Source organism: Blastococcus sp. MG754426 (assembly GCF_021699055.1).
Classification (GTDB): Bacteria; Actinomycetota; Actinomycetes; order Mycobacteriales; family Geodermatophilaceae; genus Blastococcus.
On record NZ_SSXC01000095.1, the window covers coordinates 1 to 13752 of the forward strand.

Annotated in this window: 10 protein-coding genes, 1 tRNA gene and 1 pseudogene; 7 read left to right on the forward strand and 5 right to left on the reverse strand. The window is 75.2% G+C overall.

Annotated elements, in window-relative coordinates:
- Positions 1-278: pseudogene (locus tag E9549_RS20605) on the forward strand (hypothetical protein); the annotation flags it as partial.
- A gap of 27 nt (positions 279-305) precedes the next feature.
- Here E9549_RS20605 and E9549_RS20610 read toward each other — a convergent pair.
- Genes E9549_RS20610 through E9549_RS20620 form a run of 3 tightly spaced genes read right to left on the reverse strand, consistent with a single transcriptional unit; the run spans position 306 to position 5131 of the window.
- Positions 306-1460: an acyl-CoA dehydrogenase family protein gene (locus E9549_RS20610; RefSeq protein ID WP_236828460.1), complete on the reverse strand. Its 1155-nt coding sequence runs from the start codon at positions 1458-1460 to the stop codon at positions 306-308.
- The gene (locus tag E9549_RS20615) at positions 1460-3463 is read right to left on the reverse strand and encodes a biotin carboxylase N-terminal domain-containing protein (RefSeq protein WP_236828461.1); all 2004 of its coding nucleotides are present in this window, start codon (positions 3461-3463) and stop codon (positions 1460-1462) included. Before E9549_RS20615 ends, E9549_RS20610 begins: the two co-directional genes overlap by 1 nt.
- A gap of 54 nt (positions 3464-3517) precedes the next feature.
- Complete coding sequence (locus E9549_RS20620) at positions 3518-5131, reverse strand: carboxyl transferase domain-containing protein (protein WP_236828462.1); 1614 nt, start codon at positions 5129-5131, stop codon at positions 3518-3520.
- A 91-nt stretch (positions 5132-5222) separates the two neighbouring features.
- Here E9549_RS20620 and E9549_RS20625 point away from each other — a divergent pair, with 91 nt between their 5' ends.
- The gene (locus E9549_RS20625) at positions 5223-5849 is read left to right on the forward strand and encodes a TetR/AcrR family transcriptional regulator (protein ID WP_236828463.1); all 627 of its coding nucleotides are present in this window, start codon (positions 5223-5225) and stop codon (positions 5847-5849) included.
- 18 nt (positions 5850-5867) lie between these two features.
- On the opposite strand, the gene E9549_RS20630 is transcribed toward E9549_RS20625, so the two are convergent.
- Positions 5868-7604, reverse strand: coding sequence for a hypothetical protein (locus tag E9549_RS20630; protein WP_236828469.1), 1737 nt, complete (start codon positions 7602-7604; stop codon positions 5868-5870).
- A gap of 133 nt (positions 7605-7737) precedes the next feature.
- Positions 7738-8916 (reverse strand): hypothetical protein, encoded by a 1179-nt coding sequence (locus tag E9549_RS20635; RefSeq protein ID WP_236828464.1) that lies wholly within the window; start codon positions 8914-8916, stop codon positions 7738-7740.
- A gap of 156 nt (positions 8917-9072) precedes the next feature.
- Between E9549_RS20635 and orn the strand changes: the two genes are divergently transcribed.
- From orn to E9549_RS20660, 5 genes are all read left to right on the forward strand, one after another.
- Complete coding sequence (gene orn / locus E9549_RS20640) at positions 9073-9720, forward strand: oligoribonuclease (protein WP_236828465.1); 648 nt, start codon at positions 9073-9075, stop codon at positions 9718-9720.
- A gap of 87 nt (positions 9721-9807) precedes the next feature.
- A tRNA-His gene (locus E9549_RS20645) sits at positions 9808-9883 on the forward strand.
- 310 nt (positions 9884-10193) lie between these two features.
- The gene (locus E9549_RS20650) at positions 10194-12407 is read left to right on the forward strand and encodes a heavy metal translocating P-type ATPase (RefSeq protein ID WP_236828466.1); all 2214 of its coding nucleotides are present in this window, start codon (positions 10194-10196) and stop codon (positions 12405-12407) included.
- 79 nt (positions 12408-12486) lie between these two features.
- The gene (locus E9549_RS20655) at positions 12487-12966 is read left to right on the forward strand and encodes a DUF6153 family protein (protein WP_236828467.1); all 480 of its coding nucleotides are present in this window, start codon (positions 12487-12489) and stop codon (positions 12964-12966) included.
- A gap of 99 nt (positions 12967-13065) precedes the next feature.
- Positions 13066-13752, forward strand: a 687-nt coding sequence (locus E9549_RS20660) for a DUF305 domain-containing protein (RefSeq protein ID WP_236828468.1), incomplete at its 3' end; no start/stop codon positions are given.

The window sequence follows — 13752 nt, forward strand, 5'->3', positions numbered from 1 at the left end:
CGCCACTCCTTGCGCACCCGGCGCCGCCGTCCGGCACGTCGGCCCGGGTGCGCAAGGAGTGGCGCGACTACGGCCTCTTCCTGCTGGGCGCCGCCGTCGCCGCGGGGGTGCTCGCCGGGCTGGCCGCGGTCACCGGGCCGGGCGTGGACGACTCCCCGCTGTGGGGCCCGCTGGCCCCGGTGGGCATCGTCGCGGTCACCTGGCTGCTCGGCTGGCCGGTGTGGGAGACCGCCCGCGCGCTGAGCCGCGCAGGCGCCGGATCGACGGCCGTGCGCTGACGCCGCGGCACGCCTGCGGCCGTCGACTCAGCCGACGCCGAGGTCCCGGGCGATGAGCATCCGCTGCACCTCGCTGGTGCCCTCGCCGATCTCGAGGATCTTCGCGTCACGGTAGAAGCGGCCCACCGGGAACTCGTTCATGAACCCGTAGCCGCCGTGCACCTGGGTGGCGTAGCGGGCGTTGTCCATCGCGACCTCGGAGCTGTACAGCTTCGCGATCGAGGCCTCCCGCTTGAACGGCTCGCCGCGCAGCATCTTCTCCGCCGCCCGGTAGTAGGCCAGCCGCGCGGTGGAGGCCCGCACCTCCATGTCGGCGATCATGAACTGCACCGCCTGGTTGCGCCCGATCGGCTGGCCGAACGCCTCCCGCTGCGCCGCGTACCTCACCGACTCGTCCACGCACCCCTGGGCCAGCCCGACCGAGAGCGCGGAGATCGCGATCCGCCCCTCGTCGAGGATCGACAGGAACTGCGCGTAGCCGCGGCCCCGGGCCCCGACCAGGTTCCCCTCGGGCACGCGGCAGTCGTCGAAGAAGAGCTCGCGGGTGTCCGAGGCGTTCCAGCCGACCTTCGAGTACCGCTGGCCGACGGTGAACCCCGGCGTCCCCGACGGCACGATGATCGCCGAGATCTCCTTGCCGCCGTCCGGCCGGGTGCCGGTCACCGCGGTCACCGTCACCAGCGCCGTCAGGTCGGTGCCCGAGTTGGTGATGAAGGCCTTGGAGCCGTTGATCACCCAGTGACCGTCCTCCAGGCGCGCGGTGGTGCGTGTCGCGCCGGCATCGGACCCGCCGCCGGGTTCGGTCAGCCCGAACGCCCCCAGCGCCTCCCCGGTGCACAACCGGGGCAGCCACTCCCGCTTCTGCTCCTCGGTGCCGAACCGGTAGATCGGCATCGCGCCGAGCGAGACGCCGGCCTCCACGGTGATCGCCATCGAGCTGTCGACCCGCGCCAGCTCCTCGAGCGCCACGCACAGGTCGAAGTAGGTCCCGCCGGCGCCGCCGTACTCCTCCGGGAAGGGCAGGCCGAACAGCCCGATCTCCCCCATCTGCCGCACGATCTCCGTCGGGAACTCGTCCTTCTCGTAGAACTCCCCGATCTGCGGGGCGATCACCTCGTGGGCGAACTCCTGCACGGTCTTCCGCAGCGCCTCGGTCTCGTCGCTGAGCCGGTAGTCCAACATCAGTTCTCCTGCTGATCGGGAGCGCCGGCCGCCGGGGTCACCAGGGCCACCCGCTCGTCCAGCGCGACCGTCTGGCCCGCCGTCACTCCGAGCTCGGCCACCGTCCCCGCGATCGGGGCGGTGAGCACGTGCTCCATCTTCATCGCCTCGACGACGAGCAGCGGGGTGCCCGCCTCGACCGCGTCACCGACGGAGGCGCGCACGACCGTCACCGTGCCCGGCATGGGCGAGGTGACGGCGCCGTCGCCCCCGGCCTGCCCGGCGGAGCTCGCCAGGCGTTCGTGCTCCCGGAGCGCCGTCACCCGGCCGCCCGCCGCCAGCCACACCGTGCCGCCGGAGTGCACGAGCACGTAGGACGACGACTCGCCGCCGTAGGTGACCACCAGCCGGTCGCCGTCCCGCACCGCCCGCGCCGGGGCCGGGGCCGCGTCACCCACGGCCACCTCGGCGTCGGCGGACCGGCCGCGCACCCGCACGGTCACCGGGTCGGCGCCGGCCACCTGGAGGCGCCGCACCGTCCACGCGGGCTCGGCCAGCCGCCAGCCGTCGGGCACGTCCCAGCGGTCGACGACGGGTCCGGCCGGCTCGGACTCCACCAGCAGCGCGAGCGCCGCGGCCGCGTAGACGTGCGCCGGCGGCTCCCCGGCGGCGGTCAGCTCCTCGCCGCGCCGCTCGATCAGCCCGGTGTCCAGCCGGCCGGCGACGACGTCGGGGTCGGTGAGCAGCGCGCGCAGGAAGGCGGCGTTCGTCGTCACCCCGAGGACGGCGGTGTGCCCGAGCGCCCCCACCAGCCGCGCCCGCGCGGTCTCCCGGTCGGGCGCCCAGGCGATGACCTTGGCCAGCATCGGGTCGTAGTCGGTCCCCACCCGCCCGCCGACGGCCAGCGAGCTGTCGACGCGGACGCCGGGGCCGGTGGGCTCGGCCAGCCCGAGCACGGTGCCCGCCTGGGGCAGGAAGCCGCGGGCCGGGTCCTCGGCGTAGAGCCGGGCCTCGATGGCGTGCCCGTCCAGGGAGACGTCGCCCTGGCCGATCGGCAGCGGCTCCCCCGCGGCCACCCGCACCTGCAGCTCCACGAGGTCCAGCCCGGTGACCATCTCGGTGACCGGGTGCTCGACCTGCAGCCGGGTGTTCATCTCCAGGAAGAAGAAGTCGCCGGGCCGGTCGGCGTCCACGATGAACTCGACCGTGCCCGCGCCGGTGTAGCCGACGGCCTTCGCCGCCTCGACCGCGGCGCGCCCCATCGAGGCGCGCATCGCGGTGTCCAGCAGCGGGGACGGCGCCTCCTCGATCACCTTCTGGTGCCGCCGCTGCAGGCTGCACTCGCGCTCGCCGAGGTGGATCACGGTGCCGTGGGCGTCGCCGAGCACCTGCACCTCGATGTGCCGGGAGTTGCCGACGTAGCGCTCCACGAGCAGCGTGTCGTCGCCGAAGGAGCCGCTCGCCTCGCGCCGCGCCCCGGCGATCGCGTCGGGCAGCTCGTCCTTGGACCGCACCACCCGCATGCCCTTGCCGCCGCCGCCGGCGCTGGGCTTGAGCAGCACCGGGAACCCCACGGCGACGGCGGCGTCGGTGACCTCGGCGTCGCTCATGCCGGGCTCGGTCCGGCCCGGCACGACCGGCACCCCGGCGGCCATCACCGTCTGCTTGGCGCGGATCTTGTCGGCCATCGCCTCGATCGCGGCGACCGGCGGGCCGATGAAGACGATGCCCGCCGCCTCGCAGGCCCGGGCGAACTCCACGTTCTCCGACAGGAACCCGTAGCCGGGGTGCACCGCCTGCGCGCCGGTGCGGGCCGCGGCGTCCAGCACCCGCTCGACGGAGAGGTAGCTCTGCGCGGCCGGGGCCGGCCCGATGGGGACGGCGACGTCGGCCAGCCGGGTGTGCAGCGCGCCGGCGTCGGCCTCGCTGTGCACGGCGACCGAGCGGATGCCCATCGCGCGGAGCGTGCGGATGACGCGGACGGCGATCTCGCCGCGGTTGGCGACCAGGACGGTGTCGAACACCCGGCTCACCCCTCCCCGACCACGCGGCCGGATGTGCACGAATGGCCGGGGCGGTCACATGCGGAAGACGCCATAGCCGACCTCCTCGAGCGGCGCGTTCGCGCAGGCGGACAGCGCGAGGCCGAGCACGGTGCGGGTGTGCGCGGGGTCGATCACGCCGTCGTCCCACAGCCGGGCGGTCGCGTAGTACGGGTGGCCCTGCGACTCGTACTGCTCGCGGATCGGCGCCTTGAAGGCCTCCTCCTCCTCGGCCGGCCACTGCTCGCCGCGGGCCTCGAACCCGTCGCGGCGGACGGTGGCCAGCACCGAGGCGGCCTGCTCCCCGCCCATGACGGAGATGCGCGCGTTGGGCCAGGTGAAGAGGAACCGGGGCGAGTAGGCCCGGCCGCACATCGAGTAGTTGCCCGCGCCGAACGAGCCACCGATGACCACGGTGAGCTTCGGTACCCGGGCGCAGGCGACGGCGGTGACCATCTTCGCGCCGTGCTTGGCGATCCCGCCGGCCTCGTAGTCGCGGCCCACCATGAACCCGGTGATGTTCTGCAGGAAGAGCAGCGGGATCTTCCGGCGGTCGCACAGCTCGATGAAGTGCGCCCCCTTGAGCGCGGACTCGGCGAACAGCACGCCGTTGTTGGCGACGATCCCCACCGGGTGCCCGTGCAGCCGGGCGAAGCCGGTGACCAGCGTCTGCCCGTAGAGCGGCTTGAACTCGGCGAAGCGGGAGCCGTCGACCAGCCGGGCGACGACCTCCCGCACGTCGTAGGGCGTGCGCGGGTCCGGCGGCACGACCTCGTAGACCGACGCCGGGTCGTGCACCGGCTCCTCGACCGGCTCGACGTCCCACGGCCGCGGCTCGCGGGGGCCCAGCGTCGACACGATCTGCCGGACGATCTGGAGGGCGTGCGCGTCGTCGTCGGCCAGGTGGTCGGTGACCCCGCTGACCCGGCTGTGCAGGTCTCCCCCACCCAGGTCCTCCGCGGTGACCACCTCGCCGGTCGCCGCCTTCACCAGCGGCGGCCCGCCCAGGAAGATCGTGCCCTGCTCCCGGACGATCACCGCCTCGTCGCTCATGGCGGGGACGTAGGCGCCACCGGCGGTGCAGGAGCCGAGGACGGCGGCGATCTGCGCGATCCCGGCCTTCGAGAGGTTCGCCTGGTTGTAGAAGATCCGGCCGAAGTGCTCCCGGTCGGGGAAGACCTCGTCCTGCATCGGCAGGAAGGCGCCGCCGGAGTCGACCAGGTAGATGCACGGCAGCCGGTTCTGGAGCGCCACCTCCTGGGCCCGCAGGTGCTTCTTCACCGTCATCGGGTAGTAGGTGCCGCCCTTGACCGTGGCGTCGTTGGCGACGACGACGCACTCGCGGCCGGAGATGCGGCCGATGCCGGTGATGATGCCGGCGGCCGGTGCGTCGCCGTCGTACATGCCGTGGGCGGCCAGCGGCGAGAGCTCGAGGAACGGGCTGCCGGGGTCCAGCAGCGCGTCGACCCGCTCGCGGGGCAGCAGCTTGCCGCGGGCGGTGTGCCGCTCGCGCGCCCGCTCACCGCCGCCCAGCGCGACGCTCCGCAGCTCGCCGGCCAGGTCGGCGACGAGATCGGCGTGCGCCGCGGCGTTGCGGGCGGCGCTCGCCGGGTCGGCCGGCGAGGCGTGGGAGAGCACCGGTGCATCCACGTGGCAGAGGTTAACCACGGTTCACGGTCGCGGTCCACCCCTCCGGGTCGAGGGGTTAACGCGTGTTCACGGTCGGGCTAGCATCGCCGGCATGACGTCGGCCGGCACGGGCCTGGAGCCGGGCTCCCCCGCCCAGGACAGCGCGCTGCACGCCGACGCCACCCGCCCGTCGCGCCGCGAGCAGATCCTGCAGGCCGCCGCCCGGCTGTTCGCCGAGCGCGGCTCGCGCGCGGTGGGCGTCGACGACGTCGGGGCGGCGGTCGGGGTGACCGGGCCGGCGATCTACCGGCACTTCGCCAGCAAGGACGCGATGCTCGCCGAGATGCTGCTGCGGATCAGCGCGCGGCTCGCCGACGGCGGGCGCGAGCGGGTGGCCGCCGCCGGCAGCGACCCGGCCGGCCAGCTGCGCGCGCTCATCGGCTTCCAGGTCGAGTTCGCGCTGGACAACCCGGCGCTCATCGTCGTGCACGACCGGGACCTCACCTCGCTGCCCGATGCCGAGGCGGCCCAGGTGCGCCGGCTGCAGCGTCGCTACGTCGAGGTGTGGGTGGCCGTGCTCGCGCGGGTGCACCCCGACGCCGAGGCGGCGGCCTGCCGCGCCCGGGCCCACGCCGTCTTCGGTCTGATCAACTCCACGCCGCACAGCGCGGGCCGGCTCGACCGGCCCGCGATGGGCGAGCTGCTCCGCGCCATGGCCTGGGCAGCGGCCACCGCCTGACGCAGGACCCGGCCCCGCTCACCCGGGAGGCGGCACCGGCAGGGCCAGGCCGTCGGAGGCCGCCTCGTCCAGCGCCGCCGTGCTGCCCGCGCCCGCTCCGGACCACGCGCTCTCGACGACGGTGACGGTGGAGCCGGAGACCGCGCTCGCGTACTGCGCCGACCGCAGCGCCGCCGGGGCGCCGTCGAACGTGACCCCCTCGCGGAGCAGGTCGCTGACGTTCCCGCTGCCGTTCCGGTCGGTGAGCGCACGCAGCGCGCGGGCTGCGGCGTCGTCGGCCATGGCCACCCGGGAGACCGAGACCACGACCGGCATCCCCTCCACCTGGGCCGAGTACAGCGCCCGCGAGAGCCCGACGCAGTCGCTCGCGGTGAAGAAGCCGGCCACCTCCCCGTAGGAGTGCCGGACGCAGGTGTCGTCGACCTGCACCGCCTCCACGGTGAAGGCGGTGCCGTCCACCTCGCGCACCTCGCCGGGCGTGGGGGCGGCGACGGGGACCTCGGCGGTCGCGCCACCCGCGGCCTCGTCGCCGGCCGGCTCGTCGCCGGACAGCAGCCAGGCGCCGAGGACGCAGGCGACCAGCACCGCTGCCACCGCCGCGGCCAGCACGGCGGTCCGGCGGCGGTCGGCGGGCGTCCGGTCGGTTCCCCGACCCGAGGCGGTGGCACCCCACGCCGGGGAGAGCGGCGGCCGCGCGGACGGCTCGGCGGGCGGTCCCCCGGCCGCCGGCCGGTCGGCCGGCGACGCGACCGGGAGCACCGCCGTGCGCGGCCCGGTCGGCACCGGCGGCTCGGCATCCCCGGCGTCGGGGCGGCCGGGCGCGCCCGTACCGGTACGCGGCGGGGCCGGCGCACCGCCGACCTCCACGGTGTCGCGCTGCCCCGTCGGCGCGGCGGCCGCCACGGCGGCGGCGTGCGCGGAGGCCACCGAGGCGGCGACCGCCCGGGCGACCGCCGTGGCGCTCAGCGCCTCGCCCGCGCGCCCCTCGGAGCCCTCGCCGGCACCCGTTCCGGGCTCGCCGGCGTCCGGCGGGTCGAGCGGCGGCGGGGCGACCACCGGTGCGGCGGCCATCGCCGCCGGGGTGAGCAGCTGGGGGCGGCGCAGCACGTAGGGCGAGTACGGGAAGGCCTCGCCGTTGAGGTCCTCGACACTGGGGCCGCGGCCCGGCAGCTCCAGCGCCGCCAGGGCCGCCCGCACGTCGGCGGTGGTCCAGAGCCGGGGGTTGCCGACGCCGGCGTGCCGCGAGGCGCGGGCGAAGGCCAGCAGCAGCGAGCGGGGGTCGAGCGTGGCGACCAGGTCGCCCTCGCCGAGATCGCCGTCGGCCGGGACCAGCCCGGTGATCTCGCCGACCAGCACCGTGAGCCGGGCGATCCGGCCGGGTTCCAGCCCGGCCCGGCGCAGCTTCAGGGCGGTGTCCATGCCGGCGGCCATCAGCCCGTCGAGCGGTGAGGAGCCACCGCCGGCGAGGTGCAGCACCTGCTCGGGGCCGGACCCGCCGGCGATCGTCCACGGCCCCTCGGGCTTCGCCGTCACCGCCCCGGACTGCCGGAGCACCTCGACCACGCGGATCACCGCGAGGCCTTCGGGCACCAGCAGGACCGCGTCGCACTGGCGTCGGCCGAGCGGCTCGTCGACCAGCGGGAGCGACGCCACGACCGCGGCGCGGACCGACGGGCCGGTGTCCCACCGGGCGAGCTCCCCGAAGAACGCCCGCTCACCCGCCGTCTCCAGCGGCGCCGGGGTCAGGACCAGCACGTCGTCCTCCGGGCGGTCGGGTTCTGCGGTCGGGGCCGTGCCACCGCCGGCCGGCGGCGACCCCCGCGGGCAGCCGACGACGACGCTACGTCATCGGCGCGACGGCTCCGCGGCGCGCGGAGCGGCGGCGGGTTCAGGCCGGGACGGCCGTGGCGGCCGGCTCCTCGGCGGTGCGCCAGCGCGCCAGCCAGGTGCTGCCGGCCAGCGCGTCGACCGCCGCCCACAGCGCGGCGGACGCCACCGCCACCGGCAGCACGGACCACCAGTTCCACGGCGGCAGCAGCCCCAGCTGCTGGAGCGGGAAAGCGGCGGCGTACACCGCCGCGGCCACCGCCGGGCCGGCCAGCCAGCCGGGCACCCGCCGGTCCACGGCGACGTCGACCAGCGCTGCGCCCACGAGGAGCACCACCGGCAGCACCGACGGCGGGAAGTCCAGCGCCACCAGCCCGAGCCACATGGCACCGCGGTAGCCCAGGTAGCCCACGGCGACGAGCGTCGCCGTCCAGCGCACCCCCACGACCCGGCGGGCGACGAGCAGCGCCAGCAGGCCGGCGCACACCAGCCACGCCGGGTGCACCCACGACGGCACCGGCAGCATGAACATCGCCGGCGACTGGCCCTGCGCGGCCGCGAAGTCCAGCAGCGACGGCTCGGCCGTCGTCCGCCCGGCGTCGTACGCCTCCAGCGACAGCACGCCGTACTCCTGGTGCTGGTTCGGGAAGAGCACGTTCTCGACGAAGAACAGCCAGAGCCCCAGCGAGACGAGGTCGCGGGTGCGGCCCGGCGCGGCGTACAGCCACCAGCCGCGGAGCGCGCCGGCCAGCATGATCGCCGTCCCCAGGTAGAGCAGCGCGTGGCTGGGGCTCCAGCTGGTGATGTCCAGGCCGTTGACCCGGTGGTTGACCAGGTCGACCGGGATGGCGACCAGGAAGGTCGCGGTGCCGGCCTGCATCCAGCGCAGCGCGCGCCGGTCCACGCCGTATCCGGTGTAGCTGTGGAACAGCACCAGGGCGACGACGACGGCGGTGCCCACGGTGTTGAGCAGGTGCGGGGGCGCGAGGTCGTCGCGCAGCCACTTGAAGTGCCAGGAGACGTCCCACGAGGAGCCGAGCATCTTCAGCAGGAAGGCCGCCAGCCAGGCGGTGTAGATCCAGCGCAGCTCGATCTGCCCGGTGGGCCGCCCGGGCCGGCCCGGGGTCACGTAGGCCGCCCACAGCCACCGCACCAGGGCGATCGGGTGGGCCAGGCCCGCGCGGAGCGTGCCCGGCGCCTGGGGCACGGGGGTGGCGGCGGGTGCGGGTGCAGAGGACACGGGGGGGCTTCCTGACGGCGGGCGTTCGGGCGACCCTAACGGGCGCGTGCACCGAAACCGGGCCGCCCGCGCCGCGCCGTCGCAGCGGCTGGGAAGCGCGTCGACACGAGGGGTGATCGGGGCGGTCGTGGCGAGCGGTGCGTACTGTCGGGCGACGTGGCGGAGAGCGCAGGGCACCTGGTCTGGATCGACTGCGAGATGACCGGGCTGGACCTCACCAGGGACAAGCTGATCGAGGTCGCGGTGCTCATCACCGACTCGGAGCTCAACGTCCTGGACCCGGGCCTGGACCTGATCATCTCCGCCGACGACGCCGACCTGGACGGCATGACCGAGTTCGTGGCCGAGATGCACGCGAAGTCGGGGCTGACCGACGCCGTCCGGGCCGCCACGCTCACCGTCGCCGAGGCCGAGCAGCAGATCCTGGCCTACGTGAAGCGGTTCGTCCCCGAGCGGCGCACCGCCCCGCTGTGCGGCAACTCGATCGGCACCGATCGCGGTTTCCTCGCCCGTGACATGCCCGAGCTCGACGACCACCTGCACTACCGGATGGTCGACGTCTCCTCGGTCAAGGAGCTGGCCCGGCGCTGGTTCCCGCGCGTGTACTTCGCCCAGCCGCCCAAGGGCCTGGCGCACCGGGCGCTGGCCGACATCATCGAGTCGGTGCGCGAGCTGGCCTACTACCGGCGCACCCTCTTCGTGCCGGCGCCCGGCCCCAGCGGCGACCAGGCCAAGCAGGCCGCCGACCACGTGATCGGCTCCTTCGCCGGGCTGCTCGCGGCCGGGGACGCCGGCACCGCCTGAGCCCGGCGACTCCCCCGGCAGGTCGCGTGGCGGCCTCCGGTATCGTTGTCGCGTTCCCCCGGGCCGGTGCGCCCGGGCGGAGTCACGGTGGGTGTAGCTCAGCTGGTAGAGCACCAGGTTGTGATCCTGGGTGTCGCGGGTTCGAGCCCCGTCACTCACCCCACGGGAGAGGCCCTGGTCAGTTCGCTGACCAGGGCCTTTCCCGTTCCCGGTGGCGACCGGGACCACGCCGCCCTCTTCGCGCGACGGGCAGACCGGGAGCGATCACGCCACCGCGCCCGGCGCCCCGACAGCCCCCGACGGAGGTCGGTGACACCCGGGACCCGCCCGGGCGCACGCCCACCCCCGCACCGACCGTTGCGACCGGTACCCCTGGGGGGTATGTTCACCGCGTACGTCAGCAGCGCCGACCCGAGCAGCCGAACGGCATCCCCGGAGTCGACGAAGGCACTCGACGCAGGAGGTCGCAGGCGATGTCAGATCCCCTGGATCGTTCCGACCACGCACGCGCCGGCGCGGTGGCGCCCGTGCACGGCCACGACCGGACCCACGGGCAGGGAGTGCCCGACATCGACGACGCGGGCAGCCTCCGCCCCACCGTCGAGGACCCACTGCGCGCAGCCGCGCACCCGGCCCCTGACGGGCACCGCGAGGCCGGCCCCGACCACGGTCACCACAGCGGCCACGGGATGGGGCACGGCCACGGCGACCACGTGGCGATGTTCCGCCGGCTCTTCTGGCTCATGCTGGCACTGGCGGTGCCGACGGTGCTGCTCAGCGACATGTTCGCCGGCATCGTCGGCTATCCGCTGCCCGACCTCCCGGGCCTGGGATGGGTCTCCCCCGTGCTCGGCACGGTGATCTACGTCTGGGGTGGCCGGCCGTTCCTCACCGGCGCCGTGGGTGAGATCCAGGCCCGCAGACCCGGGATGATGCTGCTCATCGGCATGGCCATCACCGTGGCGTTCATCGCCTCCTGGGGCGCCACGGTCGGCGTGCTCTCCCACGACCTGGACTTCTGGTGGGAGCTGGCGCTGCTGGTCGTGATCATGCTGTTGGGGCACTGGCTGGAGATGCGTTCGCTGGCGCAGACCTCCTCGGCGCTGGACTCGCTGGCCGCGCTGCTGCCCGACGAGGCGGAGAAGGTCGTCGGTGACCAGGTGATCACGGTGCCGCCGGCCGAGCTGGCCGTCGGCGACGTGGTGGTCGTCCGCCCGGGCGGGCGCGTGCCGGCCGACGGCGAGGTGGCCGACGGCACCGCGGACGTCGACGAGTCGATGATCACGGGCGAATCGAAGCCGGTCCGTCGCGGGGTCGGCGACACCGTGGTCGCCGGCACCGTGGCCACCGACACCGCCATCCGGGTGCGGGTCACCGCCGTCGGGGAGGACACCGCGCTGGCCGGCATCCAGCGGCTGGTCGCCGAGGCCCAGGCCTCGACCACCCGGGCGCAGCTGCTCGCCGACCGGGCCGCCGGCTGGCTGTTCTGGTTCGCCGTCGGTGCGGCGGCGATCACCGCGGTCGTGTGGAGCCTCTACGGGGCGCCGGACAGCGCGCTGGTCCGGGTCATCACGGTGCTGGTCATCGCCTGCCCGCACGCGCTGGGCCTGGCCATCCCGCTGGTCGTGTCGATCTCCAGCGAGCGAGCCGCCCGCGGGGGCGTGCTGGTCAAGGACCGCGGGGCGATGGAGCGGATGCGCACCGTGGACACCGTGCTGTTCGACAAGACCGGCACGCTGACCAAGGGGGAGCCGGCGGTCACCCACGTCACCGGGCTCGGCCGGACCGACGACGAGGTGCTCGCGCTGGCCGCCGCGGCGGAGGCCGACAGCGAGCACCCGCTGGCCCGCGCCATCGTCGCCGCCGCCCGCCGGCAGGGCCTGCCCGTGCCGCCGGCCACGGAGTTCCGCGCGTCGGCCGCAGTCGGGGTCACCGCCACCGTCGACGGGCGCACGGTCGCCGTCGGCGGCCCCAACCTGCTCACCGAGCACGGCCTGGCCCCGCTGCCCGACGCCCGCCCGTGGGCCGAGGAGGGCGCGACGGTGCTGCACGTCCTCGTCGACGGGCAGATCGCCGGCGCACTGGCCCTGGCCGATGCGGTCCGCCCGGAGTCCCGGCAGGCGGTCGAGGCCCTGCACGCGCTCGGCCTCGACGTCGTCATGATCACCGGTGACGCCGAGCCGGTCGCCCGCGCGGTGGCCGCCGAGCTCGGCATCGACGAGGTGTTCGCCGGGGTGCGCCCGGAGCACAAGGCCGAGAAGGTGGCCGCCCTGCAGCGCCAGGGCCGGGCCGTCGCCTTCACCGGCGACGGTGTCAACGACGCCCCTGCGCTGGCGCAGGCCGACGTCGGCATCGCGATCGGTGCGGGCACCGACGTCGCGATCGGTTCCGCCGGGATCATCCTGGCCTCCTCCGACCCGCGCGCGGTGGTGTCGGTGATCCGGCTGTCAGGGGCCAGCTACCGCAAGATGCAGCAGAACCTGTGGGCCGGCGCCGGCTACAACCTCGTCGCCGTCCCGCTGGCCGCCGGTGTGCTCGCCCCGGTCGGCTTCGTCCTCCCGATGGAGGTCGGCGCGCTGCTGATGAGCCTGTCCACCGTCGTCGTGGCCTCCAACGCCCAGCTGCTGCGGCGGCTGGACCTGCGCCCGGAGGCCAGCGTCGCCGAGGTCACCGCCGGCCGGCACTGACCGGTTCCGCGCCGCCGGGCACCGTGCCCGGCGGCCGGTGACCGCGGGCGTCGTAGCCTCGCAGAGGAAGGGGGTGGGCATGGCGGCACGAGGATGGACAGCGCTGCTGCTGCTGGCCGCCGTCTTCGCGATGCACGGCCTGCAGTGCACCACTGCCGCCACCGAGCACGCTCCCGGCCACGGCGCCGCTGCCATCGCCGCAGCCCTTCCCGGCCCACCCGAGGGCGGTCTGCACACAGGCGCGGTGAGCCCTGACCTCTCGGCGCACAGCAGCGACCACGGCAGCGTCCACAGCACCGCCGCGACGGTCGCGACCGCCCCGCCGGCCGGCCTGCTCGGCGCCGGGCACGACGGCGCACCGGCCGCTGCCGGCGGCCACCTGTGGGCGCTGTGCCTGGCGGTGCTCGCCGCCGGGTTGGCAGTACTGCTCACCCTGGTGCTGCCCCGCCTGCTGACGCTGCTGCCGGCGGCATGGGCGCGGCTGCGCACGCACGTCTCCCCCGGCCTGGCGCCACTGCGCCCGCCGGACCTGCACTCCCTCTGCCTGCTGCGGATCTAGGCCGACCGCCTCCACCGCCCCGCCCCAGCGACCGCGCTGACCCGGCGGCGGTGCACGCGCACGCCCACATTCCACGTCAGCAGCTCCAGGAGACCCACCATGACCCGCAGCACCGCACGCCTGACCGGCCTCGCCGCCGCTCTGCTCGCCGGCTCGCTCGTCCTCGCCGGTTGCGCCGGCGACGGCCCCGACGCGGCCGGGCACGGCTCGATGATGAACGACGGCTCCTCCTCGGCCCGCTCCTCGGCCGCGCAGGCCGAGTTCAACGACGCCGACGTCGCATTCGCCCGCGAGATGATCCCGCACCACCGGCAGGCGATCGCCATGGCCGAGCTGGCCGAAGGCCGCGCCGCCGACCCCCGCGTGCTCGACCTGGCCTCGCGCATCCAGGCAGCGCAGGGCCCCGAGATCGAGACGATGACCGGCTGGCTGCGGGACTGGGGAGCCGACGGCGGCCACATGGACGAGGGCATGGGCAGCATGGACCACGGCGACGGCGGGATGATGTCCCCGGACGACATGCACGCGCTGATGTCCGCCACCGGTCCGGAGTTCGACCGCCTCTTCCTGACCGGCATGATCGTCCACCACCAGGGCGCGGTGGAGATGGCCGCCGAGCTGTCCGCGAACGGCCGCAACGCCGAGGCCCTCGCGCTGGCCGAGTCCATCCGCGACAGCCAGAACGCCGAGATCGCCGAGATGGAGTGGCTGATCCAGGACATCGCGGAGAACGGCGAGGCCGAGACCGTCGAGGAGGCCGACGCCCGGCCCGTCCCGGAGTTCGAG

Excerpts from the sequence above, each read along its gene's own strand:
- E9549_RS20610 (WP_236828460.1), bottom strand. The coding sequence starts at position 1,460 with ATGTTGGACTACCGGCTCAGCGACGAGACCGAGGCGCTGCGGAAGACC.
- E9549_RS20655 (WP_236828467.1), top strand. The coding sequence starts at position 12,487 with ATGGCGGCACGAGGATGGACAGCGCTGCTGCTGCTGGCCGCCGTCTTC.
- E9549_RS20625 (WP_236828463.1), top strand. The coding sequence starts at position 5,223 with ATGACGTCGGCCGGCACGGGCCTGGAGCCGGGCTCCCCCGCCCAGGAC.
- E9549_RS20650 (WP_236828466.1), top strand. The coding sequence starts at position 10,194 with ATGTCAGATCCCCTGGATCGTTCCGACCACGCACGCGCCGGCGCGGTG.